Source organism: Paenibacillus tundrae (assembly GCF_036884255.1).
Classification (GTDB): domain Bacteria; phylum Bacillota; class Bacilli; order Paenibacillales; family Paenibacillaceae; genus Paenibacillus.
In genome coordinates, this window is record NZ_CP145605.1 from 5,191,379 (window position 1) to 5,215,231 (window position 23,853).

General features: G+C 46.4%; 24 protein-coding genes. 3 read left to right on the plus strand and 21 right to left on the minus strand.

Annotated elements, in window-relative coordinates; translation table 11 throughout:
- Positions 1–46: 46 nt before the first annotated feature.
- The 5 genes from V6W81_RS23315 to V6W81_RS23335 form a co-directional block, all read right to left on the minus strand.
- Positions 47–799: an amino acid ABC transporter ATP-binding protein gene (locus V6W81_RS23315; RefSeq protein WP_338540526.1), complete on the minus strand. Its 753-nt coding sequence runs from the start codon at positions 797–799 to the stop codon at positions 47–49.
- On the minus strand, positions 796–1,506 hold the full coding sequence (locus tag V6W81_RS23320; protein WP_056702628.1) for an amino acid ABC transporter permease: 711 nt from the start codon (positions 1,504–1,506) through the stop codon (positions 796–798). The genes V6W81_RS23315 and V6W81_RS23320 overlap by 4 nt, the downstream gene beginning before the upstream one ends.
- 4 nt (positions 1,507–1,510) lie before the next feature.
- Complete coding sequence (locus V6W81_RS23325; RefSeq protein WP_338540527.1) at positions 1,511–2,254, minus strand: amino acid ABC transporter permease; 744 nt, start codon at positions 2,252–2,254, stop codon at positions 1,511–1,513.
- A 24-nt stretch (positions 2,255–2,278) separates the two neighbouring features.
- Positions 2,279–3,118, minus strand: coding sequence for a transporter substrate-binding domain-containing protein (locus tag V6W81_RS23330; RefSeq protein WP_186380988.1), 840 nt, complete (start codon positions 3,116–3,118; stop codon positions 2,279–2,281).
- A 347-nt stretch (positions 3,119–3,465) separates the two neighbouring features.
- Positions 3,466–3,807, minus strand: coding sequence for a hypothetical protein (locus tag V6W81_RS23335; protein ID WP_145049773.1), 342 nt, complete (start codon positions 3,805–3,807; stop codon positions 3,466–3,468).
- 469 nt (positions 3,808–4,276) lie between these two features.
- Between V6W81_RS23335 and V6W81_RS23340 the strand changes: the two genes are divergently transcribed.
- Positions 4,277–4,813, plus strand: a complete 537-nt coding sequence (locus tag V6W81_RS23340; protein WP_056702607.1) for a GNAT family N-acetyltransferase — start codon at positions 4,277–4,279, stop codon at positions 4,811–4,813.
- Positions 4,814–4,929: 116 nt separating this feature from the next.
- Here the strand turns inward: V6W81_RS23340 and modB are convergent, their stop codons facing one another.
- Both modB and modA read right to left on the minus strand, forming a co-directional pair.
- Positions 4,930–5,613, minus strand: coding sequence for a molybdate ABC transporter permease subunit (modB, locus tag V6W81_RS23345; RefSeq protein ID WP_338540528.1), 684 nt, complete (start codon positions 5,611–5,613; stop codon positions 4,930–4,932).
- Positions 5,610–6,479 carry a molybdate ABC transporter substrate-binding protein gene (gene modA, locus V6W81_RS23350; RefSeq protein WP_338540529.1) on the minus strand — a complete coding sequence of 290 codons (870 nt, stop codon included), beginning with the start codon at positions 6,477–6,479 and terminating at the stop codon, positions 5,610–5,612. Before modA ends, modB begins: the two co-directional genes overlap by 4 nt.
- A 354-nt stretch (positions 6,480–6,833) precedes the next feature.
- Between modA and V6W81_RS23355 the strand changes: the two genes are divergently transcribed.
- Positions 6,834–7,892, plus strand: coding sequence for a helix-turn-helix transcriptional regulator (locus V6W81_RS23355; protein WP_338540530.1), 1,059 nt, complete (start codon positions 6,834–6,836; stop codon positions 7,890–7,892).
- A gap of 352 nt (positions 7,893–8,244) precedes the next feature.
- Here the strand turns inward: V6W81_RS23355 and V6W81_RS23360 are convergent, their stop codons facing one another.
- The 13 genes from V6W81_RS23360 to V6W81_RS23420 form a co-directional block, all read right to left on the minus strand.
- Positions 8,245–8,577 carry a DUF3024 domain-containing protein gene (locus tag V6W81_RS23360; protein WP_056702596.1) on the minus strand — a complete coding sequence of 111 codons (333 nt, stop codon included), beginning with the start codon at positions 8,575–8,577 and terminating at the stop codon, positions 8,245–8,247.
- Between the two features lie 67 nt (positions 8,578–8,644).
- Positions 8,645–8,914, minus strand: coding sequence for a 30S ribosomal protein S14 (rpsN, locus tag V6W81_RS23365; RefSeq protein ID WP_338540531.1), 270 nt, complete (start codon positions 8,912–8,914; stop codon positions 8,645–8,647).
- A 34-nt stretch (positions 8,915–8,948) separates the two neighbouring features.
- Positions 8,949–10,148 (minus strand): GTP-binding protein, encoded by a 1,200-nt coding sequence (locus V6W81_RS23370; RefSeq protein ID WP_338540532.1) that lies wholly within the window; start codon positions 10,146–10,148, stop codon positions 8,949–8,951.
- A gap of 252 nt (positions 10,149–10,400) precedes the next feature.
- Positions 10,401–11,615, minus strand: coding sequence for a staphylopine family metallophore export MFS transporter CntE (cntE, locus tag V6W81_RS23375; RefSeq protein WP_338540533.1), 1,215 nt, complete (start codon positions 11,613–11,615; stop codon positions 10,401–10,403).
- Between the two features lie 44 nt (positions 11,616–11,659).
- Positions 11,660–12,853, minus strand: coding sequence for a staphylopine family metallophore export MFS transporter CntE (cntE, locus tag V6W81_RS23380; protein WP_338540534.1), 1,194 nt, complete (start codon positions 12,851–12,853; stop codon positions 11,660–11,662).
- 14 nt (positions 12,854–12,867) lie between these two features.
- Positions 12,868–13,614: an ABC transporter ATP-binding protein gene (locus V6W81_RS23385; protein WP_338540535.1), complete on the minus strand. Its 747-nt coding sequence runs from the start codon at positions 13,612–13,614 to the stop codon at positions 12,868–12,870.
- The gene (gene cntD / locus V6W81_RS23390; protein WP_338540536.1) at positions 13,615–14,424 is read right to left on the minus strand and encodes a staphylopine uptake ABC transporter ATP-binding protein CntD; all 810 of its coding nucleotides are present in this window, start codon (positions 14,422–14,424) and stop codon (positions 13,615–13,617) included.
- On the minus strand, positions 14,405–15,301 hold the full coding sequence (gene cntC, locus V6W81_RS23395; protein ID WP_145049751.1) for a staphylopine uptake ABC transporter permease subunit CntC: 897 nt from the start codon (positions 15,299–15,301) through the stop codon (positions 14,405–14,407). Before cntC ends, cntD begins: the two co-directional genes overlap by 20 nt.
- Positions 15,301–16,233: a nickel/cobalt ABC transporter permease gene (opp1B, locus tag V6W81_RS23400; RefSeq protein WP_338540537.1), complete on the minus strand. Its 933-nt coding sequence runs from the start codon at positions 16,231–16,233 to the stop codon at positions 15,301–15,303. The genes cntC and opp1B overlap by 1 nt, the downstream gene beginning before the upstream one ends.
- 13 nt (positions 16,234–16,246) lie before the next feature.
- Entirely contained in the window at positions 16,247–17,836 is a 1,590-nt protein-coding gene (gene cntA / locus V6W81_RS23405) for a staphylopine-dependent metal ABC transporter substrate-binding lipoprotein (RefSeq protein ID WP_338544055.1), read from the minus strand.
- 193 nt (positions 17,837–18,029) lie between these two features.
- Complete coding sequence (locus V6W81_RS23410) at positions 18,030–19,349, minus strand: opine metallophore biosynthesis dehydrogenase (protein WP_338540538.1); 1,320 nt, start codon at positions 19,347–19,349, stop codon at positions 18,030–18,032.
- 128 nt (positions 19,350–19,477) lie between these two features.
- Positions 19,478–20,272, minus strand: a complete 795-nt coding sequence (locus tag V6W81_RS23415) for an SAM-dependent methyltransferase (RefSeq protein WP_430700916.1) — start codon at positions 20,270–20,272, stop codon at positions 19,478–19,480.
- Positions 20,273–20,301: 29 nt separating this feature from the next.
- Positions 20,302–21,168 carry a diaminopimelate epimerase gene (locus tag V6W81_RS23420; RefSeq protein ID WP_338540539.1) on the minus strand — a complete coding sequence of 289 codons (867 nt, stop codon included), beginning with the start codon at positions 21,166–21,168 and terminating at the stop codon, positions 20,302–20,304.
- Between the two features lie 329 nt (positions 21,169–21,497).
- On the opposite strand from V6W81_RS23420, the gene V6W81_RS23425 reads away from it, so the two are divergent.
- Positions 21,498–22,226 carry a biotin--[acetyl-CoA-carboxylase] ligase gene (locus V6W81_RS23425; protein WP_338540540.1) on the plus strand — a complete coding sequence of 243 codons (729 nt, stop codon included), beginning with the start codon at positions 21,498–21,500 and terminating at the stop codon, positions 22,224–22,226.
- Between the two features lie 298 nt (positions 22,227–22,524).
- Here the strand turns inward: V6W81_RS23425 and V6W81_RS23430 are convergent, their stop codons facing one another.
- Positions 22,525–23,781, minus strand: coding sequence for an amidohydrolase (locus V6W81_RS23430; RefSeq protein ID WP_338540541.1), 1,257 nt, complete (start codon positions 23,779–23,781; stop codon positions 22,525–22,527).
- Between the last annotated feature and the right edge of the window lie 72 nt (positions 23,782–23,853).

Genomic DNA, 23,853 nt, shown 5'->3' on the forward strand with positions numbered 1-23,853 from the left:
TATGCCGGGCCGGGAGTGTCAGTTACTCCAGCTTGCGCCTATATCATCAAATGACGTAACTCCAATCCGAGGAATATCGGCTGAGGAATTGTCTCGTTCGTTCTTGCTTAGGTCGTACAAAAATATCCTCTGGCGTTCCTTCTTCGACAATAACGCCTCCATCCATGAAGATGACACGGTTCGCAACTTCGCGAGCAAATCCCATTTCATGGGTGACGACGACCATCGTAATCCCCTGTTGGGCGATAGAACGTATAACAGAGAGGACTTCACCTACTAATTCAGGGTCAAGTGCCGAGGTCGGTTCATCAAATAGAATAACCTCTGGATTCAATGCCAGTGCACGAGCAATGCCAACGCGTTGCTGCTGTCCACCGGACAACATGCTTGGATATTCATTCACCTTAGTAGCAAGTCCAACTTGTTCTAATACACGCAGCGCCCGTGCCTTGGCATCAGCTTTGGGAACTTTTTGAGCTACAATTAGCCCTTCCGTCACATTATCGAGCACTGTTTTGTGTTTGAACAAATTATAATGCTGGAAAACCATTGCCGTCTTGCGCCGAAGCTGTACAATATCATGTTTGCGTGCATGCTCACAATCGACGGTCAATCCACTGATCTGAACCTTGCCTTCATCCGCTCGCTCAAGAAAATTGACGCAGCGCAGCAGTGTCGTTTTGCCTGATCCACTAGGGCCAAGAATCGCTACAACGTCCCCCTGCTCCACCGTCAGATCAATGCCCTTTAATACTTCCTGCTTCCCAAACGTCTTGTGTATGTTCGTTAGTGAAATCATGATACGCCTCCTTTGCTGTACACGGCAACCCGACGTTCAAGCAGAGCAGTGATTCGCTCAGCAATGATGGTTAGCCCCCAATAGATCAATGCTGCGGCAATGAAGGCCTCCAGAAATTTCAAGCTGACCGATGCAACAACATCCGCTTTGCCGAGAATATCCATCTGAGAGACGGTAAATGCAAGTGTAGAACCATGTAGGAACCCAACAAACATGCTACATAGATTCGGCAACACTGCTCCAATCGCTTGAGGGATAATGATGCGCCTCAGCGCCTGAAAGGTATTCATGCCTACGGCATGGGCAGCTTCCATCTGTCCTGGATCTACGGCCAAAATGCCAGAACGAATAATTTCAGACATGTATGCCCCAGCCGTCAGCGAGAAGGCAATCAGTACAAATACAAGAATCGGAATAGATGACGATTGAAAAGCCCATTGATAACGTTCAGCCAATTTATCGATGATCATCGGAATTCCATAATAGATAAGGAACAAATGCATCAGCATTGGTGTTCCACGTAAGAATGAGACGTAAAACGCAGCAATGCGATGAATCCAAGGTACCCGATATATGCGAATCAGAGCCGTTGCCAGACCAATTCCGAAGCCTGCAATCAACGGAACGATTGTAATGACAAGCGTAAGTGGCAATGCCTTTAGAATTTGGAAAAAGGACGTGTAAATAAACTGAAGATCAATGGACATATGCTCACCCCGCTATTCGTTTCAGTCGTTCCGCTCGAACCACCGGTTTGTGTACGACACGCTTGCGTTCATGGCGCTGTAATCTGCGCTCAGCCTGAGCGAAACCTTTTTCAAGTACGATGACAATAACGTAATATACGATGGATAAACTGATGTACACCTCAAGGGCATGGGAGGTGGCTGAGATTAACGTCTGCCCCCTGCCGACCATATCCATAACACCAATGGAGAAAGCGAGAGACGTATCCTTCAACGAACCAATCAACGTATTGGCCATGTTCGGAAAAGCCACAATGAGTGCCTGAGGTACAACGATACGGCGAAAAGACTGGAAGGAGGTCATGCCCGCTGCGTATGCAGCTTCGGTCTGCCCTTTGTCGACACTCTTCACAGCACCCCGGAAGATCTCGGCGAAAGATGCTGCATCATTCAAGGCATAGGTGACAATAACAAACAATAGGGGATCGGTTCTGGATAGGTCGATACCGATCGGTTTGAGCAACTCAGGAAGACCGTAGTACACCAGAAACAGCTTAATCAGGATCGGTGTGCCCCGCATGAACGAAATGTACAGGGTGGCCACCTGACTTAGTACTGGAATCCGGTATAACCTTGGAACAGCGAGCAAGACGCCTCCAACCAGCCCGAGCACAATAGAACCACCCAGAACAATCAATGTTATATGCAAATATCGTAGCAGTTCCGGGACAAAATCCAGAACCAATGATAGATCGAATGCTTTTCCCATTACCGCCTGCACACCCTTCTCAGACTACTCTTCAACTGTATAGTCAGCGCCCAGCCACTCTGTGCTCAGTTTAGCTAATGTTCCATCTTCCTTGATTGATTTGAGCGCTTCATCCACTTTGGCTTTGAGCTCTTCTTCATCCTTGTTCAAGATAAAGTAAACTTTGGAGTTGGACAGCGGATCTCCTACCGTCTTCAATTGAGCATCCACCGATTTATTCTGATAATCAATGGCAAACTGTGTGCTGATCGTTGCATCTACCCGTCCTGTCTTGATCTGAGTAATGGTATCCTCACCTGCTCCAGAATAGACAATATCAATAGGACTGCCATTTGCAGCGTTCCATTTCTCAGCTAGTACAGCCGCATTACTTGTGGCACCAACAATCAGTTTTTTACCTTTGAGGTCATCGATCGATTTAACTTCCTCATTCTTCTGGCTTACCACAATTTTATTAGGAAAAATATTATAGGCTTCGTCATTAAATAAGAACTTCGCTTGTCTCTCTTCATTGACTTCCATCTGATGAGCGATGAGGTCGATTTTTTTCGTTTCTAAGCTAAGCAGTAGGTTCTTGAAATCCATCGTGCTGAATTCGAATTCATACTCTGGTAAACGTTTATCAATCTCTCGGATTAGCTCCACATCGTAGCCTGTTAATTTACCGTTCTCATCAATGAAGCAGACGTTAGGGAACTGCGTGCCTGTTCCAACAATGATCTTCTTCACCTTGCTGTCGCCTGCTGCAGAAGCAGATTCGGACTCATTACCAGCAGTTCCTGTGCTGCATCCAGCCAATACCGCAAGCATCGTAATGAACAGCAGTGCTGTCCGGAATTTCTGAATCCCCCGTTTTTTAACCATTCCCAATCTCCTCCACAGGCTGTTATCACAGCTAATTTGATATGTGCTTCCATTTCCCAACTCATCTTAACTAACCATTCTTACTTGTATAGTCGGAATTGAGTTGAACAAAGAATATCATCGAGAGTCCTCATCAGGCAATAACCAGGTTAATAGGACATCCTGATAACGTTATAGAACTTCTCTATGTTCGATTCCCCCCTTGTCTGTTCAATAGAAAAAAGCCATTCTTCCCTTGAACTAACATGGGAGAATAGCTTCTATCTTATCTTCATCTCTCTGATCTAAAACATTCTAATCTGGTCTCTATCCAAACTCCAACGAAGACTTTGATTCATACTGCTTATCTATGTTCTACGGCTTGCCCACTTAATCTTGCGTGCCACTTCTACACGTTGCACTTGAAGTAAACCGATACGTGCCTCAAACTTCTCACGTTCGTCCTTGGAGTGTGCAGCATGCAATTGGTTACATAGCCCTGTTAACTTGCTGTTAATATGATCCAGCCTTGTCCAAAGCTCTTCTTCAGGTGATCGTTGTTGTTGCTGCTCCCCCGCCGGCTGAAATACTTTGAGCTGGTGGATCAGGGACTGCTGCCACTCTTGATCCTGAATTTGGATGGCAAAATGCAAAAGATCCAGATAGTCGTCAATTTGCAACGATACGCCGCAATCAGGTTTCGTATTCATTCGTCGTCTCTCCTTATTTCAGTGCTGGGCTGGAATCAGTTACTTCTATTTTACAGGAACAAGCACTTGAAAAGCGAGACCTTTACGATAAATATTTTTGTTGATTATCCAAAATGACCAATAGAACCATAATAAATTTCCCCCTAGCATTTCATTGGATCAACCTAAGTTTGATTCCAATGTTTCTAGGGGGTTCAATTGCATGACAACGTTCTTACAGGATAAACTTTTTCACTTTTCCTTCTAGCTCTGCTGCAATCTTGGCAATATTTTGGGCTGAAGCTGTAATTTCCTCCATAGATGCTAATTGCTACGAATATCATATAAAAGCTTTCAATTGGCTTATAGATAGAATGGATTAGAGTACGCTACTCCCGGAAACCGTTCCATGATAAAATGACACCTAATCTATAATGTGTACTTACCGGGTTGGAATAGTTGTCATTCAATCATGAAGGGAAGGTTACCGATGACAGAACATTATCGCCTAGCCACACTGGAAGACGCTGAATCGTTGCTTGCCGTTACTTTGGATGCATACGAGACGATTCGTGCGCTAAACATTCCGTTTCCTGCAGGACATGCCACATTGGAGGTTATTCAGAATAACGTAACTCAGCATGAGTGTTATCTACTTGAGGAAGATGGGCAGATCATTGCTACCGTAACCTTGGATCGAGGACAAGATGCGCGGCGGCAGGCGATCAGCTCCTATCCTTTTATTCGGTGGTTCGCTGTGAGTCCTAACCATAAAGGCAAAGGGTATGGTTCGAGGTTGCTTGACTGGGTTGAACAGCAGGTGATTCTGACCAAACTGGATGAACCTGCCCTTTTCTTGGCAACAGCGACTCGGCATCCTTGGCTGGCTCCCATGTATGAACGTAAAGGCTACACTCCGTTCCATACCCAAGTGGTGCAGACTGCTGATGCTTCAGAAGAAATTGTGTTTATGATCAAAATATTAGACCCGGAACGTTATCATGCCCAGTCTGTACAAACGGGTTAGCGCCAAGGTTCTATTCTCATAATCTAATATCCGTATACGGATCTAACCCAAAAACCCGCTTGAAGGAAACCTTTCCTTCAGCGGGTTTGTTTACTTTCATCCTGTTGTGTCGTGAATCAATCATTACTGCTTCGCGATTGTCTTGTCAGGAACAGCATCATAAATGAGATCACGACAATGGTACATGTCCACGCCCATGCCATCGTCTGATTCCCGGAATCCACAGCAACATAGATTGCCGTAGGCACCGTTTGCGTTTTGCCTGGAATATTACCTGCAATCATCAATGTAGCGCCGAATTCACCGAGAGCTCGAGCAAACCCCAATATAAATGCGGTCATCAATGCTCTACCAGCCAGCGGCAGGGAAATGTACCAGAATACTTGCCACTCATTCGCACCAATGGATCGACCAGCTGCTTCGAGATCCCGATCAATACCGGAAAATCCAGATTTCATCGTTTGGTAGACCAGCGGGAAAACGACCACAACAGCAGCTATAACGGCAGCCCACCAAGAGAAGATCACTGGCGCAGAGAAGATGGCTTCAATCCATTGACCAAGTAGACTTTTACGTCCTAACAGCACAAGTAATAGGAACCCAACGACGGTTGGAGGTAACACAAGCGGAAGCATGAAGAACGTTTCCAGAAATATTTTGCCCCGGAACGAAGCACGTGACATCTTCCAGGCTACAGCAATTCCAAGCACGGCAGCAATGACACTGGATAGAAGAGCGACCTGAAGCGATAGTCGAACCGGCGACCAAAATACCGACCAGTCTATGGCGTTCACATTCATTCCGGAATGGAGAACCCGTATTTAGCGAACACGTCCAGTACCTCAGGCGACTGCAAATACGTATAGAATTGTTCCGCTTCTGTCCGGTGCTTCGTGCCTTCAATGATTCCTACTGGATAATTGGCTGGTGTGTAGCTATTTTTGTCTACTTCAAACGCAATCTTCACCTGATCAGAGGTCAATGCATCTGTTTTATATACAAATCCAGCATCTGCATTCCCCGTCTCAACGTACTGTAATACTTGTCTTACATCCTTGCCCTGTACGAGCTTGCTCTCCAGCTGATCCCACAGCTTCGCATTGGTCAATGCTTCCTTGGCATATGTGCCCGCAGGTACACTTTCTGGAATGCCGATCGCAATGGTTTTAATTGTATCTGAGGTAAGATCCTTCTCACTGCTCACTTCATCCGCACGATCAGCAGTGACAACCGCCACTAAGGAGTTTTGGAGTAAATTTTGCTGATCTGCTTCAGCAATCAAATTCTCTTCCACGAGAGCATTTAAGTTTTTACTTGCAGCGGAGACAAAAATATCAGATGGTGCTCCTTGCTCGATCTGTTGCTGTAATGCACCCGAGGCACCGAAGTTAAAATTCAGTTTAATGTTGGGGTTAGCCGCTTCAAAGCTTGTCTCAATTTCTTTCATCGCATCCGTCAGACTGGCAGCAGCCGAGATGGTTAACTCCACCGTTTCCTGCGGATCCACATTCTCTGTTGGACTGTTCTCCCCTGGTGCTGCAGTAGACGCCGCGGCTCCCGTTCCCGAGGATGCATCTGGAGAGCCTGTGTTCGCTCCACATCCGCTCAATACAAGAGCTAATCCAAGTGACATACTTCCCAGCACATATCCGATTCTCTGTCTCATTCATTCTCCCCCAAAGTTATGTTTCGTTATAATTAGATATAATTAACTATAATTCATTATACACAAGAGCGTTAAAATGGGAAGGTGACATAGCTCACATTCTATTTTTAATGACGTTTAGATTGGATGGTTACACGCTCTCTGGTTTATGGTTCCCCTCAATTAATGGTATAGTACAAGAGATATTAATTAAGACGAATCATGCGATACCATAGATGAAGAAAAATGATTTAACCCTAAAATACATCTGTACCTTTCTCTCTTGAAAATGACTTCATCATACATTGCCATCGAAATGGCGAGTGTGCTATGTATACATTTATTTTATATACCTTTGAAGGAGGATCTTCACTAATGACGGAGGAGCAATCCTATACGACCGAAGAAATATCGAAGCTACTCAAAATATCCAAACTAACGGTCTATGACCTGATCAAAAAAGGAGACCTCGTCGCTTACCGCGTAGGTAAACAGATGAGAGTGGATGCCACTGATCTGGAGGCATATAAGCATCGCTCCAAACAGCTCCAATCCGGCGTTAATCGGACTGCTGCCGCGGAATCAGCAGCTCGTTCACAAGGTTCAGGCGACAAGGATACCGATTCAATGAACACAGACTCGGTTCTACATTCGGTATCCGGATCCGGCTCTTCATCTACCGTGACTGCGTATCCTCCTGCAAATGCTCAGCAGAACCACCTGTCTGCCCGTCACCTTGTCATTACGGGTCAGGATGTGAGCCTAGATATTCTCATGCGCCATATGGAGAAACAAACGCAGAATATCCGTCCCCTCCGCTCATTCATGGGCAGCCTAGACGGATTAATCTCGATGTATCGCGGCGAATCGGATCTCGTCAGCACTCATCTGCTTGATGGAGATACAGGGGAGTACAACTTACCCTATATTCGCAAAATCTTGATTGGCTGGTCTTACGTAGTGGTGAACCTGCTGTCACGCCCAGCTGGCCTCTATGTACCACGGGGGAATCCGCGTGGCCTTAAGGATTGGAGTGACCTGAACCAGCCTGATCTCCGATTGGCTAATCGTGAGAAGGGTTCAGGCGCGCGGGTTTTGCTAGATGAACAGCTTCGCCTCCACGGCATCTCCCCCTCCCAATTGACGGGATACGATATAGAGGAGACTAGTCATATGGGCGTTGCAGCGAAAGTCAGCACTGGTGAAGCCGATGTAGGTGTCGGCATCGAGAAGGCCGTTCGGCTCATTGGCCAGGTTGATTTTATCCCCCTTGTACAGGAGCGATACGATCTAGTTATGCTTAGAAAACAAGGAAATGAAGCGTGGGTAGATTCAGTGCTACGCATCCTGCAATCCTCAGAATTTAGGCAGGAACTGCAAACGTTTGAAGGCTACGATGTTTCACGTACAGGGGAAATTTTATACGAAGTGTAACGTTAGGGCACTTGCGATGTATGGACACACATCACAAGTGTGACTCCGAAAAGATGTATGTAGTGTTTATATCTATATAACTTGAACTAAAGAATATTTACACTTGCCACTCCAATGACAGAACAACCTTACGATCGCTGTTATCCCCAGATTTTTTTGATTCCCTCTATAAGGGGAAAATCCGGGGACAAAGGCGACCGCTCCGCTTCTTCAGGTTATTTCTGTCCTCTCCGTTTCCGTGTAAATGTTTAGTTCAATTTATATAGATGACAGTGAAAAATATAATTATAAAAATGACGCCGCTGCAATGATCTGCAGCGGCGTTTTCTTTTCTAAACATAAGACCTAAGCATTAGCGCCAAAACACGCCTGCTTCATCTCGTTCCACCTGTTCAAGTAAATCCTCAAAATGCTGGCAAGGTTGTATCGCATCTACTGTATCCCAGCAATCATGCTTATCCTTGGCAAACACCTTCCAGCGATGCTCATCCCACTCGAATCTGGCAATATCCAGCTTGTCCCATCGGTAACGCTCCTGGGCTGGTCTTTCTTCGGTCAGAATTAGCTCATTCTGATCCATACGATAGGTCAACTTCACCATCGTTCGCAGCGGTGCAGGTACTTTCTCATGGATATACCCGTCCAGTATGGACTCAATTCGGCAAACGGTAAAGGAGTCTAGCATGGTATTACCTCCCCATCTGGTCTAATACAGACAACCCAACCGACTTATGAACACATAGGCACATTCGTTACCAGCTTGACTTCGTCACGCCTGGGATCTGTCCTTTGTGAGCCAGTTCACGGAAGACAATTCGTGATACTTTGAATTTGCGTAGGTATCCTCTTGGACGACCTGTAACCTCACAGCGATTTTTCAAGCGAGTAGGAGAGGCATTGCGCGGTAGTTTCTGCAACGCTTCGTAATCTCCTTTTTCTTTGAGCTCACGACGCAGCTCTGCATATCGAGCGACAATCGCTTGACGTTTTTTCTCACGAATAACTTTTGACTTTTTGGCCATATTTACATCTCCTTATCGTCTTAGCATTTGTCTCTTAAACCACTGCGTCTACAGGCCATGGCAGTGGATTCTCAAACCGAGTCCAATCGGATTGCATCTCATCATCACTGAGTAAACACTGATCCAGTTCTTCTTCTATGATGGCAGGGTCCATCTCAATCCCAATCATAACTAGCTCAGTCTGGCGATCCCCCCACTGGGCATCCCACTTCGCTCGAACCTCAGGCTCACTCTGCCATATTTCTTCCCGATCCGCTTCCGGCAACGCTGCTACCCAGTGTCCCGCAGGCCCAAACTGAATCGATGGCCCGGCTTGGCTAAGACTGGCTGCCACATCTCCTTCAGCTGCGAGCCAGACCAATCCTTTTGCACGTACAACTTCTTCTGGCCAATAACTCATAAATTCCGCCAGACGAGTAGGATGGAATGGTTTTCTGCGGCGATACACGAAGGAGCCTATGCCATATTCCTCTGTCTCGGGAGTATGTGTTTCTTTCTCCAGTTCCTGAATCCATCCGGCAGACATACTCACTTGTTCGAAGTCGAAGCGGCCTGTGTTCAGAATTTCGGACGGGTTCACTTGACCATTCACTGTGCGGATGATTTTGGCATGAGGCTGAAGCTTGCGAATGATACCTTCGAGCTTATTCAACTCCACCTCATCGACCAGATCACATTTGTTCAGCAGCAACACGTCGCACGTCTCAATTTGGTCAATCAACAAGTCTACAACATCCCGTGTATCGTCTTCCCCGGTAGCCTGATTCCGATCCAGAAGACTCTGTCCTGAAGCAAAATCATGCCAAAACCGATTAGCATCCACCACGGTAACTAAGCAATCCAGTTTAGCTAGACGGGTCAGATCAATACCCGATTCTTCATCGGCGTATGTAAAAGTCTGGGCAACCGGAACAGGTTCACTAATGCCTGTCGATTCGATCAGAATGTAATCGAACCTGCCTTCGTTCACCAGCTTCTCAATCTCCTGCATCAGATCATCCCGCAAGGTGCAGCAGATACAGCCGTTAGACAACTCCACCAGCTTCTCCTCCGTACGCGAGAGTGTCGCTTCTCCCCGTACTAATGCGGCATCAATGTTGACTTCACTCATGTCGTTGACAATCACGGCGACCTTCAAGCCTTGCCGATTATGCAGGATATGATTCAGAACCGTCGTTTTACCTGAACCGAGGTAACCGCTGAGTACAGTTACCGGCACTTGCTTTTGTGTCATGTGTATCTACTCCTTATAGGTACAGTTCATCTTAATGAACCTTAATAGTAATTATTACGATTAACAACAAAAACTATAATCCTGTTAGTCGCTGTTGTCAAATTATTTTTCACAACATCACCTTAATCTCGAATGCAAAAAAGGGCTTATGCCCTGTTGTCCTGCGGTTTCTACTCTGATGATAGATCGAGGAAATTTCAGTTCATAAGCCTTCACTACAAAAGATAAACAATCATATACGCACTCTGCTGTTCAGTTCGACACCACAGACCTGTCGCTATTGCCCGCTTCCATTCGCTGACGGAATAGTACGATCAGAACCAAGGCCACCACGGAGAGCAGTGTACAGATCATAAACATCGTTGAATACGAGCTCACTTGCACAAGAATACCCATGGCGAGTCCGCCGAGGGAGAAGCCCAGATCGTACGAGGACATGAAGATACCCATGAGCACATATCTGGAATCCGCAGGCAGCACGAAAGAGAGATACGTCGTCAGTGTTGGATATAGCAAAGCTACGGCAAAACCGCTAAACACTGCCGAGAGATATACGAATGGTCCGATCGTCTCCAGCAGGCTGAGCAACTGCGTTCCCAGTGCTGCACTTAGCAGTAATCCTGCCATCAGCCAGGTACTCCAGCTCCCGTCCGACGGGATTTTTTTGCGCAGGATGAACCGGCACAGAATAACTACCAAGCCTTGAATCGTTAGAAACAGCCCAGCACTCGCCGCCCCCGTGGACACCATATACAAGGGAAGAAACGTCGCCGTTGCTCCAAACACACATGAAGCAAAGAGCATTACGATACTGCTAATTAACAGGGGTGTACTACGCCAGATGCCGCTGAATGAACGCAGCATATCGCCCAAAGTGTACGATTTGTTCTGTACTGTACTTTGGGGCAAATCCACGGAGTAACCAATCAATAAGGGAAGTGCAGCGAGCCCCAATATCAGCACAGTGAACCACAGATCATTGGCATTCTCCCAGATCTGAATGGCAAGGATCGGAATCACCAGCGTGGGAACCATCGTAAATAGCGTATACATGGACAAACCTTGTGCACGGTCTTTATCCTCAAGCTTTTCCACAATCCCCGCTTGCATCGTCATTGAGAAAAACGCTGTTGCTACACCCTGCAATGCCCGTAGCCACAGATATGCCTCCACACCAAACACAACAAACAGCAGCAGCGTTCCCGCATGCAGAAGCAGTAACCCCTTCATGACACGAAGCGGCCCATACTTGCCCAGCAGTTGCGCTGCAAAAGGTCTTAATAGCATACACGTGAACATGTATGCCCCCATCATGAGACCAATCTCCGCCTGATTTAACCCTGCTGCCTCGCTCCGCAAAGGTAGAATAATCGTCAGCGCAGCATTGGCTGCAAAAAATAAAAAGGCCAGCATATAAAACCGGAAAAAAGATAAGGATGCCGGGTTTAATTTTTCATGGGATGTCACAGTTTCAGAATCCTTCAATGCATCGTACCTACTTTCTCTGGAAGTCAGCTCACAGATGTACCTGTGACCGCATTGCGTCGTTCATAGGCAAAAACGATCATCACCGCTCCCAGAATAGCACAGATCATGTACATCATTGAATAGGAAAATAAGTCAGCCAGTGGCCCCATGATTACACCGCCGAGAGAAATACCCAAATCTGCTGTCGCAATAAACAAGCCGATCAATACATTGCGGTTCAACTGAGGTAATACAAATGACAGATAGGTCGTTAATGTCGGATACAGAATCGCTTGAGCAATGCCCATCAAAATCGCACCGACATAAAATAGAACCACCCCTGCTGTGGTCGACATGCTTACGCATAGCGCAGCTAAAGCGAGCAGAAACATCGTGCCCATAATAAATGGCGCATGCCATCGTCCGTCCGAAGGAATCCGTTTCCTAAGTACAATTCGTGCCAGCACCACCGTCCCCGCTTGAAGCATGAGATAGATGCCGGCATTACCGCTTGGAATCTGACTCGCATACAGCGGAATAAACGTTGTGACCGCCCCAAATACAACCGATGCACTGAGCATCAGTACACTGCAGCGAAACAAGTGCGAATTCTTCACCAACTGTCCAAAGGACTCCCACATACTGACAGACTGATCCGGTGCATTCCCTTCAGGCTGATCTTCATTCTTTTCTATTTTGGCGGTATAACCGAAGACGCCCGTACAGATGGCAATTCCGATTAACACAACCGTAAAATAATCCATACCGCCAGCCTGCCAAATCCCTAATGCGAGCACTGGCCCCACAATGCCCGGGATGTAACTAAATAACGAATAATACGATATGCCCTGTGATCGATCTTGTTCCGGGAGTGCATCGATAATGCCAATCTGTAGAGCCATGCTAAAGAACGCCGTGGATACCCCCTGCAAAATCCGGGCTAATAGATATCCACCTAGACCCGTAAACGTATATAAAACGAGGGCCAATCCGTTAATAATCAGAATAAGACGTAAAATTTTGATTGGTCCATGCTTTTGAATAATTTTTCCCGCCCATGGTCTAAAAAACATCGTCGTAAACATGTACGCACCCATGATTAACCCAATGGTCGTGCTACTGGCTCCAAGGAATTCTCCCTGTAGGGGGATGATCACATTAAGAATGGCATTGGCACTGAAATAGAGAAGCACCAATATGTACAAACGCAAAAAAGGCCACGACATTGCTCCGCTCACAACGGGATAACCCCCTAAAATGTAATAAGATGTTTCAATAATTTCTTCGCATAATCCGACTGGACATCTTTCAGTTGCTCGGTAGGAATCACTTCTTCGATCTGACCTGCCCTGAAAATAATCACCCGGTCACAGATATAGGCTGCCGCCTGAATATCGTGAGTAATGAAGACATAACTCATCTTGTAGATGTCTTTCAGTTCTTTCAGTAACTGAAGCACCTGAATCTGAACCGACACATCCAGAGAACTGATCGCTTCATCAAATACAATGCACCTTGGAGCTGTAGAGATTGCTCTGGCGATACAGACGCGCTGTGCCTCCCCGCCGGATAGCTCATGTGGATATTTGGAACGGTAGGTGGAGTCCAATCTAACCTGAGTTAGCAACAGATCTACCTTTGCCGCTATATCCTGCTCACTCTTCTTCAGCGCTTGCATCGGCTCCATAATGGCATCCTCTACCGTAAGAAACGGATTCATAGAGGACGTATAATTCTGGAACACTGCGCTGATATTGCCGATCCGGACCCGCCGATCACTCACACTTCTTCCTTCAAACTGGATCAGGCCACGATCCGGCCTCTCAATGCCCAGAATCAATCGTCCCAAGGTAGACTTGCCACTCCCACTCTCACCGATAATACCCAGACATTCGCCTTGCTTGCACTCAAAGGTAACGTTGCTCAGAATCTGCTGCTGGTGCTTTGAGAACAGTCCGCCTTGGCTATATGATTTGCCAACTCCATCCACCTTCAGCATCTATGAGCCCTCCTGCATCAATGTCTTGAAATGATTGCTCAGCTCCAACCGGGTAGATACCAGATACTGCGTATAGGCATGTGCGGGCTCCGTTAATACAGACTGCATGCTGCCCCGCTCCACAATCATTCCATCCTTCATAACGATCACATCGTCCGCAATTTTCTTAACGACACCCAAGTCATGAGAGATAAATATCATGGAACAGCCGATGCGTTCACGCAATTGAATTAATTGTTCCACCACTTCGTATTGGGAAATTGTATCCAGTGCTGTGGTTGGCTCGTCCGCAATAATGAGAACTGGTTCGAGCACCAATGCTAGTGCAATCATGATCCGCTGCAGCATTCCGCCAGACAACTGATATGGATACTGATTCAGGATCTCAGGAGGGTTCTTCAGCATGACACTTTCCATCGCATTGCAGATTCGGCGCTCGATCTCACGGGCATTCCAATCAAAATGCTGCTGCAGTGTCTCTCGAATATGGACGCCAATCACACAGGAAGGATCGAATGCACTCATGCCATTTTGCAAAATCATACATAGCTGCTTGCCTCTCTTGCGCCTCATCTCGTGTTCCGTCAGCGCATTCAGATCCTCACCCTGAAACAACAGCGTGCCAGATTGACGAATCCACGGCTTATTCAGCCGCATTAGCGCCCTACATGTGACCGATTTACCGCTTCCACTCTCACCAACAATCGCTAAGCAGCTTCCCTGCTTAACTTCGAATGAACTGTCATGAATAATGACTTTGCCTGTATTGGTGTCCCATACTTTCAGGTGTTTAGCCTCTACTATATTCATAAGCTGCCTTTCTCACCTCGCTTTCGTGAGGTTGGACGGACTTGCCCTGGGAAGTCATCAGTTTAGGATCTAGAGCAACCTGAAGTGCATCCGATAAAAAATTAAATGCCGACACAACGATCACAATCGCCAGCCCTGGTGCCAACATTAATTCGGGTCTAGAGAACATAACTTCTCTAGCTTCATTAAGCATCATCCCCCACTCTGCATGAGGTGCCTGAATACCTAGCCCTAGGAAGGATAATCCCGAGACTTGCAACATCATTGAGCACATCGCGCCACTAGCGATGACCGCAATATCCGCAAAGGTAACCGGCACAATATGTCTGGTGATGATTTTCAGGTTAGGTATGCCAGAAGCTTTGGCGAATTTCACATAATCCATGTCAGTGAACTGCATGACAGAGGTTCGAATGACGCGGGCAAACCAGGCCCATTTCATCCATACAAAGGCAATCAAAATATTTTCCAGACCGGCTCCCAAAATACCCACCACAGCCAGTGTCATCACATAACCGGGGAAAGATAGCATAATGTCACAGATTCGCATAATCCATGCATCCACTCTACCCTTGAAATAACCCGCTACAAAGCCAACAATAGCTCCGATCAGCACGGACAACGCCAAGGCAACGAGCACCCATAACACACTGGGACGAATTCCGTAAATGAGCCTTGATAATACACATCTGCCGAGATGATCATTGCCTAACAGATAAGTCCAGGAGGAAGAAGCATAACGAAGCTTCATGTTGACGGCTCCAGGATCATGCGGTGCAATGAAAGGGGCAAAGATACCCACAATAATCGTAGCCAAGATGATGGACAACGAGGTCATTGCAAGCTTATCTCTGCTCAGATTTTTCAGTATTCGCATCAGAATTCCTTTCTCAACCTTGGATTCATCGCAGCATTGATAATGTCGGAAAGTGTGTTGAACAGGACAAAGGTGACCGCCAAAATAAGGACATAAGCCTGGATAATCGGGAAATCTCTACTTAAAATGGACTTCACACTAAGCCTGCCGAGTCCTGGCCAAGCAAATACATTTTCAATGACAACGGTGCTGCCCAGCACAATAGGAATGGCCATACAGAAGATTGATACCGCCACTTGCAGTGAATTACGCAAAATATGAAGCATGACCTTCCTTTCACTCAGACCGCTTGCCCGCGCGTACAACACATAATCCTCATTCATATTGCTTAACATCGAGCTGCGAACAGTCCTAAAATAAATGCCCGTATAACTGACCGTGATCACAATAACCGGCAGAATATAGCTGCGATACGAGTCCATGCCACTGGTCGGCAATAGATCCAGCTTGACGGAGAAGTACCAGATCATGATGGCAGCAAGCCAGTAGGACGGCATCGCCGTGAGGAAAAATGAAATGCCTCTGACCGATTGATCCAGCAGTTTTCCTTCCCGCATCGCACAGACCACACCTAGCAGTATCGATAACGCGATAATAAATACCGAGGAAACCAACGTTAATTTCAACGTATTCAGAAATGCCGGGCCAATTAGCGTCCAGACAGACTCACCGGATACATACGAGTGACCAAAATCAAACTGCATAACGGCCATCACCCAGTTCATATATTGGATCAGGAACGGCTGATCAAATCCCAGTTCTTTATTCGTTTGGGCAATGAGCTCAGCCGTAATCTGCGGAACTTCCTGTGCTTGTAATACCACGACTGCTGGTTCCAAGGGCGATAGGTTAATGAGCACAAACGTTATAAATGAAATGACAATCAGTAAAGGGATAGCTAACAGAATTCGTTTGACGATATACCTTCCCATATCCATCTCCGCTCTATTTAAAATTCATCTGTTCAAAAGGCAATTCATATTGCGTCTGTTTGAACCCAATGCCCTCCAGATTATGGGGAGCAACCACCGTCACACGACCGTTCGTAATGGGGATGAATATCGCCTCATCATGCACGATTTTCATTATATCGGCGTATAAGGACTTCCGTGATGTCTCATCCGTAGATACCATAACCTCGTCAATCTTCCGATACAGTTCATCTGCTAGAGCTATACCACTCGTTGTGTGTTTGTACGCCGAATCTGATGTAAACGCAGCAATGGTGCTTTGAGGATCATAAGCAAGTCCCCAAGTCTGATTGAACAACAGATCATATTCTCCGGTCGCTCTTCGATTAGCGATAGAAGTCGACTCCTCACCTACAAGCTCTAGCCCAATCCCCAATTCTTTTGCTGCATGTTGGATTAATTCGGCTTGAATTTTCTGTGAGGAGGAGTTGCTGTCATAGTATAGTTTCATCGTCAAAGGCTGACCGTTCTTCGTTCTTACAGCTCCTCCTTCTGCTGCTGTCCAGCCTGCTTGATCCAATAGTGCTTTTGCCGTTTCTGGATTATACTCTCGCAGCTTCAGATCAACATTCGCGTAGTTAACGTTGGATGAGAATAGTGTGTTCGCTACCGTCTGGGTTCCATTGAAAATATCGTTACTGATCGTCTCCCGGTCAATCGCATACCAGAGTGCTTCGCGAACAGCCGTTTCTTGCACTGGGCTGCCTTGTCTGCTGCTGTTAGCAACGATCATACTTGTATTCATCGCCTCACTTCGAACGACCTGATAATCACCAGATTCAGCTAATCGTTCCATCGCTTCAACATCGATGCTGTCCGCACCCCGATCATCTGTGAACACAACGTTGATTTCTCCCTTTTGCAGTGCCAAAAATGTGGTCTCTCCTGCCGGGAGAACTTTAGAGGTGATTTTCTTAATTAGGGGTGCTCCTGCCCAATATTCTTCATTGGCTTCAAAAGTAGCGTTCTCTTCAACCTTATGTGCTGTAAGCTTGTATGGTCCTGTGCCATGGTAACCGCTCACGCCGTCTTTGGTTCCACCGTCAACAAAATCCTTCGGTGAGATGAACACATAAGGTCGGGTCATAGACAATTCGACCAATGCTGGATAATAGGCATCTGACAGTGTCAACGCCGCGGTGTATTCATCAATGACTTCCACATTCGTAATTTTGGTGGACAGTTTAATCCAGGCATGCTTTTCAGCGTTGGCCTGCACGGCTTCAATGTTCTGTTTCACGGCCTCTGCGTTAAAGGGCTCACCATCATGAAACTTCACCCCTTGGCGCAAATGAAATGTATAGGTCTTACCGTCCTCTGAAATGTCCCAAGTTTCAGCCAACAATGGCTTAATTCCGTCCGGTGTGTTCTCCACCAAAGACTCGTATACCATGCCTTGGGCAGGCATCGAGCCTGTATATAGATGAGGGTTCATATCGTTAATATCTTTGGCTGACGCATAGATTAATTCGCTTTGGACTTCAAGGTTGGCAGGCTCTGTCGAAGCCTCATTGGGTTGCCCGCAACCAGCAATAAGAACCAGAACAGATACCAGCATCAACATATAAATGAACGGACTACTCTTCTTCACAATATTTCCCCCTGATGATAAAAATAAAAATGTGCGAATCCATATCACAATAGCTTTAGTTGCTTTAATCAGAACTAGATATGGATCCAAAATCGGTTTGATTCATGTGCGCATTCATGCCAGCCGGCATGCTTCGTAACTATACAGCGGACTCTTTGAAGCAAGGCTACACATCGTGATGTATCGCATCCCTGTGGTTTGCAATTCCTTGGCAGATCATCTCAATGTCCTCAGCAAAGGATTGAATGACAAAGGCATCGGATAAGCGCTGACCACTATGAGCTTGAGCTACTTGCTGAAGCTTCGCCTCATATGTAGCAATAAATTGATCAATCGTCGGACAGCTTACCTCCATATGTCTTGCGATACCCTGAATAATTTTGATGCGATAATAATCTTCTTTGGGCATGCGGGGGATATCCACATATCCCTCATGATTCACAAACATTTTCCGAAATGGCACGGCTGAAAAGTCAAAATAGGTTCCTTCTGGACTTGGCTTAGAAAAAGGATCAATTAATAATGAGGTGTATCGTATGTACAATAAATACTCTTGATGTATGGGTTGCAATTGATTAAAATTCTCGATATCGTAGCGGGATAAACTCTCTAATCGCACCGGATAATTATCATCGGTCATGAATTGCAACAGGTTGATCCCCTGAATATGGAGTTTGTCTGTAATTTGCATGATCTCTTGCCACTGAGCCCGCAGATCCCGAATCAAATATTGGGTAACCGGGCCTTCTGGATATATCTTGTACACATAGGTTTGGATATCCGATTCCCCAAAGATCGCCTCAAGTGAGAAGTCATTCATAAACAGAGCCGGGTGCACATATAGAGATATATTTCTCGTTTCTGCCTCTAGCGGGGATGCCATGACCTCCATATGAATTCCTATTCGCTCGTACAACCGGCACAGGTTGTGTACATTTTCAGAAGCAGATCGGGTGGAACCGATATAAACCTTCCGCTTCACTCCTGTCGTAATGACATGATTGGACGGTTGCTCGTGCATCCAGCGGGTATCTCCAAGATACGTAGAGAAGCTGATCACTTCTGGATTCGCATTTCTCTGTTTCATATACTGGGTTACCAGACGATTGGAACCAAAAGTAGGCGACACCAAAATGATACATTTCACTTGTTTAACGAAGTGTTCCTTCATTTCTCGCAATACGTCGATGTAAGCATCTGCTGTGACAGCCAAAATCAGCGTATCCCATTCACCCTCCATGGTATCGTAGCCGTGAAACACCTGATCAACAGTGCACTTAACAGCTAGCGGTTGATGCTGTTCATTTTGGATACTTGCTTGAATGCGTTGGTCGTTCTGTTCCAGTGCTGCAAATATCGATGCCGATCGAACGGATTCTCTGCCCACAATTCCGATGGAGCAGTTGAGATACGTTTGGAACAGTACGGCAAGCTGAATGGATACAGGACCTGTTCCAGATATCAGAATTCGCTGAAAACCTCCCATATGAGCCTCCTTATGTTCAATATACTACCTGTAAATTGGAATCACCTAAGCTCTTAGCTCCTAGCTCTAATGAAGTAAGATCAACCTCTGTTCGATTTAATCGTTTTCGTGAAAAGTGGTTGTAACGACTATGCTTTTTGATACAGCGCAATATCAAACACATCGTCAGGGCGTAACACCGTGTCAGCGAGCTTCCATTTCCGACTGTCCGTTTCCAGCATGGGATAATTGAACAGGGATTTTAATTGATCGCCATATCTCATCGCCACAACGACATGATCATTCGTCAGATCATGCAATTGATCAAGCAAATCGTACTTATTCGCTACCGTAGAGCTGAAAATAATATGTGTTGCTTCTTGCGTGTAGTCCAGCTGTTCCAGCAATAGGCGTTCCAGACGAATGTTCAAACCAGCTCCTAGGATCTCCACAACCTTCTGTCCCAGCGTAATCGCCTCTTCATCAATATCGATACCCACGACTTCGGCTCCTGTTCGCTTGGCGATGTACAAGGGAGTCATGGGATATGAACCCGAGCCTACCAACAATACCTTGGACTGCGCTGTGACGTGGAAGCTGCCAAACTCCTTATCAATGCATTCTTCGATGTTCTTGAAGTAATCCGCGACCTGCACATCACCACGCTGTAATCGCAATGCACGATATTTCTCCATAATCGCTACACAGTAGGCTGATTGGTGCCTTAGTTCCTCCACGAGAGGATGAAGGCTGTCCAACTCTTGTTCTGCAAGCTGTTCCCAGGCTGCCTTGTTCTCCGGATCTGTCACGAACCTGGAATAATGATCGATCAGCGCTTCAAGCTCTGAACTATGATGCAGCGTATGATCATACTTGCTTCCCAGCTCATTGAATTTCATCGCGTATTCACGCAAACAGGTTTGAAAATGAACCAATGTGACCATTTCTTATCCCCCTACATCTTGTCATCGTCTTACATATGATGTGCCTGTAAAAGTGCGCTTGCTGGGTCATCGATAAATGCTCTGCCTTGTGCCACAATGCCGACAGTTCCTTCAATGGTAATACTCTCAATTTCTGCTTCATGCCACCCGACCATCACCTTAATGGCACCACCAGGCTGCTTGATGTAATGCGAAATTTCGCGTTGCTGGCTCCAAGCAAGGTAAGCTCCTAGGGAGGCCGTTCCTGAACCACATCCTCGTTCCCAGATCAGACTATCCAATGGAGGTACATAGATGAGTGGAGCTAGCTCTGCTGACGAAGATTTATATAACATAATACCGATCAGCTTATCCCCCATCGTTAATCCGAGTAAGCGAGCCAAGGCTTGAGCCCTTCTCTTCATCGTTTCATCGAATTCTTCAACCTCGATCACAATATGGATAAATTCTTGATAGCGCACGATGATGATATCTAGATCCATACCTTCATACTTAATGGATCGTTGCTCAATCTGCTCAGGGATTGGCATAGACACCTGGCAGTCATATCCGCTGGTTTGCCTTTTCACGTGACACACGATTAATTGCTCTGTTCCGGAAGCCGTAAGCACAACGTGCATCTGATCATGTTGTTCCAACTTAGCTTCTGCTGCGATATGTGCAGCGAGTGCCATACAGGCATTGCCACAGAACTCTCCTCCCGCCATCTGTAAATGTGCAACGGCTCCCTGCTGCATGGATCTCTCAATGAATCCCACCTGTTCAGCGTACACATGTTCATACGACATTAGTTGGGATGCAATGTGTGGGTAGCTCTCGGCTGGATGATTCGTCTGAACCAGAATCGTCATGTTCTGGGTCGGATTAAATTTGATAAATTCGATCTCCTGTTTCATCGCAGCGATTACTCCTATTCTTATCCTCAGAATATAAAGGTGAGCTAATTTTCCTCCATTCGACATTAATCGTAATTATTACGATTAGTAGACGAGAAAAATATAGCATAGCCATTTCAGATCGTCAACAAATATTTCCATTTTAGAAAAAAGAGTTCTATCCGTTATGAAACAATCCATTTTCCTGTGCATTGATGTATCCGGCTAACGCTCAACTTCAATCCATAGTATTCAGAACAGAGGGAATTCTCTTGTCCGAGAATAGGTTCATGTTATAATTCAATCGTTAGTTCAGGTGCGTTGCATCAGACATGATTGGGGGATCTTCCATGGACATATTACAATACGACACCATTGATAGTACCAATATAGAAGCGAAGCGACTGATCCAAAGCGGTAAGTCTCCGGGCTTTGCCGTCATGTCCCAGAATCAGACTGCGGGTAAAGGACAATACGGTCGGGTATGGCAGACACCTCCGGGAAATCTCGCACTTACCACCGTTTGGCCGCTATCCACCAATCTGGCTCTTCGACCAACCATCGCATTGATGGCAGGGCTTGCGATTCATGATGTCATTGAGCCGTATCTTACAGCCAACCAGCGTCTGCAGATCAAATGGCCTAATGATATCCTTATTAACGGAGCTAAACTATCCGGTACGCTCGTTGAAGCTGATCACTCCGCTATGTACATCGGAATCGGTATCAATGTGGCATATCGACCAGAACATGTGCCTTACTCCACCATATGTTTATCCGAATTCGCTGAGGTTCGTCCTGACGTAATCGCAGAGCAGCTCGTGCAGAGCCTAGTGGACTATCACCAATCTTGGATTACAGATGGATTCGAGCCACTGATTCCGCTGTATCAAGAACGAATGTTTAACTTTGGAGAAGAAATTCAATTCATGGTTGACCGTGAGAACAGCGAATGGATTGAAGGGCAATGCCTAGGGGTCGACAGTCATGGACGTTTGCTCATTGAGCAGGCGGATGGGCAGGTCACTGCGCATGCAAGTGGGGACGTTGTCATTAAGAAATCGAATGCTTCAAGCTAAGGAGTTGTATTTCGAAGTAATATTTTGAAATAATCATAAGGATCACGCGGTGCGGTGATCGAGTAACACAAAAAGGCTTTATGGGAACCCTTAGTCCATAAAGCCTTTTGGCATGACCTTTTGCAAGAAAACGTAAAGTAAACAGGCAGATTCCCTACTTCGAACAGGTTAATTTGCCTGCAAAGTCGTTCTTTTTAACATTTATTCTTTGGCAGCTGTTCTTTAAAATCTATTCTTTATCGGCCACTCTATTGCCATCTGTTTTCTAACATTTCGTGCTATTCCTTTAGTCAAGCAATTAGTCACCCACTTGCTGTTGTGCCTGTAGGTTCTCAAGAGTCTGTTCTGCAAGAGCTGCTAGGAGATGTGCTCCAAGCGGGAGTGCTCTTTCATCGAGATCGAATGCCGGGTGGTGCCATTCATGGCGTCCGGATGTGCCGAGGAAGAGAAATAGACCCGGAACTTCTTTTTGATAAAAGGCAAAATCTTCACCTGCCGGAGATGGCAATGGTCTAACACTTTTCAACCCGACTTGGCTAGCCACCCGTTCTGCTTCAGCCGCTAACGAGGCATCATTCACAACTGCCGGTGGACCTTGTATCCAGCGTACCGATGCACGTGTTCCATAAGCCGCCGCTACACCTGAGACGACCTGATTAAAGCGTTCCCGAATCCGCGCCCGTACCTTCTCATCAAAAGTACGCACCGTTCCATCCAGAATCGCTTCATCAGGAATCACATTCCATGCAGTTCCACTATGAATTTTAGTTACACTGACTACGGCACTCTCCTGCGCACCAACATTTCGACTTACGATTGCTTGCAGTGCCGTGACGATGTGTGAAGCAACGACGATTGGATCGATGCCCGCCTCTGGCACTGCCGCGTGAGTCCCTACACCCTCCACCTTGACAACAAACCCATCTGCTGATGCCATAAGTGCACCCTCGCGAATGCCCACTGTACCTACCTGCAGATCCGGTTTGTTATGCAAGCCAAATATGGCGCCAACGTCGGTAAGTGCACCACTCTGAATGACTTGCCTTGCACCTGTTGCCTTCTCTTCAGAGGGCTGGAATACAAGTCTCACCTTGCCCCGAAGCTGGGCTTCACGCTGCTTGAGCAGCCGTGCCGCACCGATGAGAATAGCCGTATGCGCATCGTGACCGCAGGCATGAGCTTTGCCATCAACCTGGGATGCATATTCAAGTTTCGTCTCTTCTTGTAAAGGCAGAGCATCAATGTCCGCACGCAGAGCAACGATTGGACCATCGCCCTCCCCGATCTCTGCGATCAATCCAGTACGCAGTTTATAATCCGTCGCAACGGTTATCCCCTCTTCTTCCAACCAGCCTTGAATGGCTGCGGTCGTTTCGAATTCCTCTCCGGATAACTCCGGATTACGGTGAAGCTGACGCCGGATTTCGATCAAGCGAGCAGCCAATGTTTCGTCCTGTTCTGTAGGAGCTACTGGCTTGTGATCGAGATGAGGCTCTGGCTCCACTTGCTGTAATTCATGCCCTGTTCGCTGTTCAGACAGTTTCAGATCACTCATGTCATCGCTCCCTCTCTCCATGATCGTGTACGAATTCTGTAATAATTAGGACGTGTCTGAAAACTCGCCCTA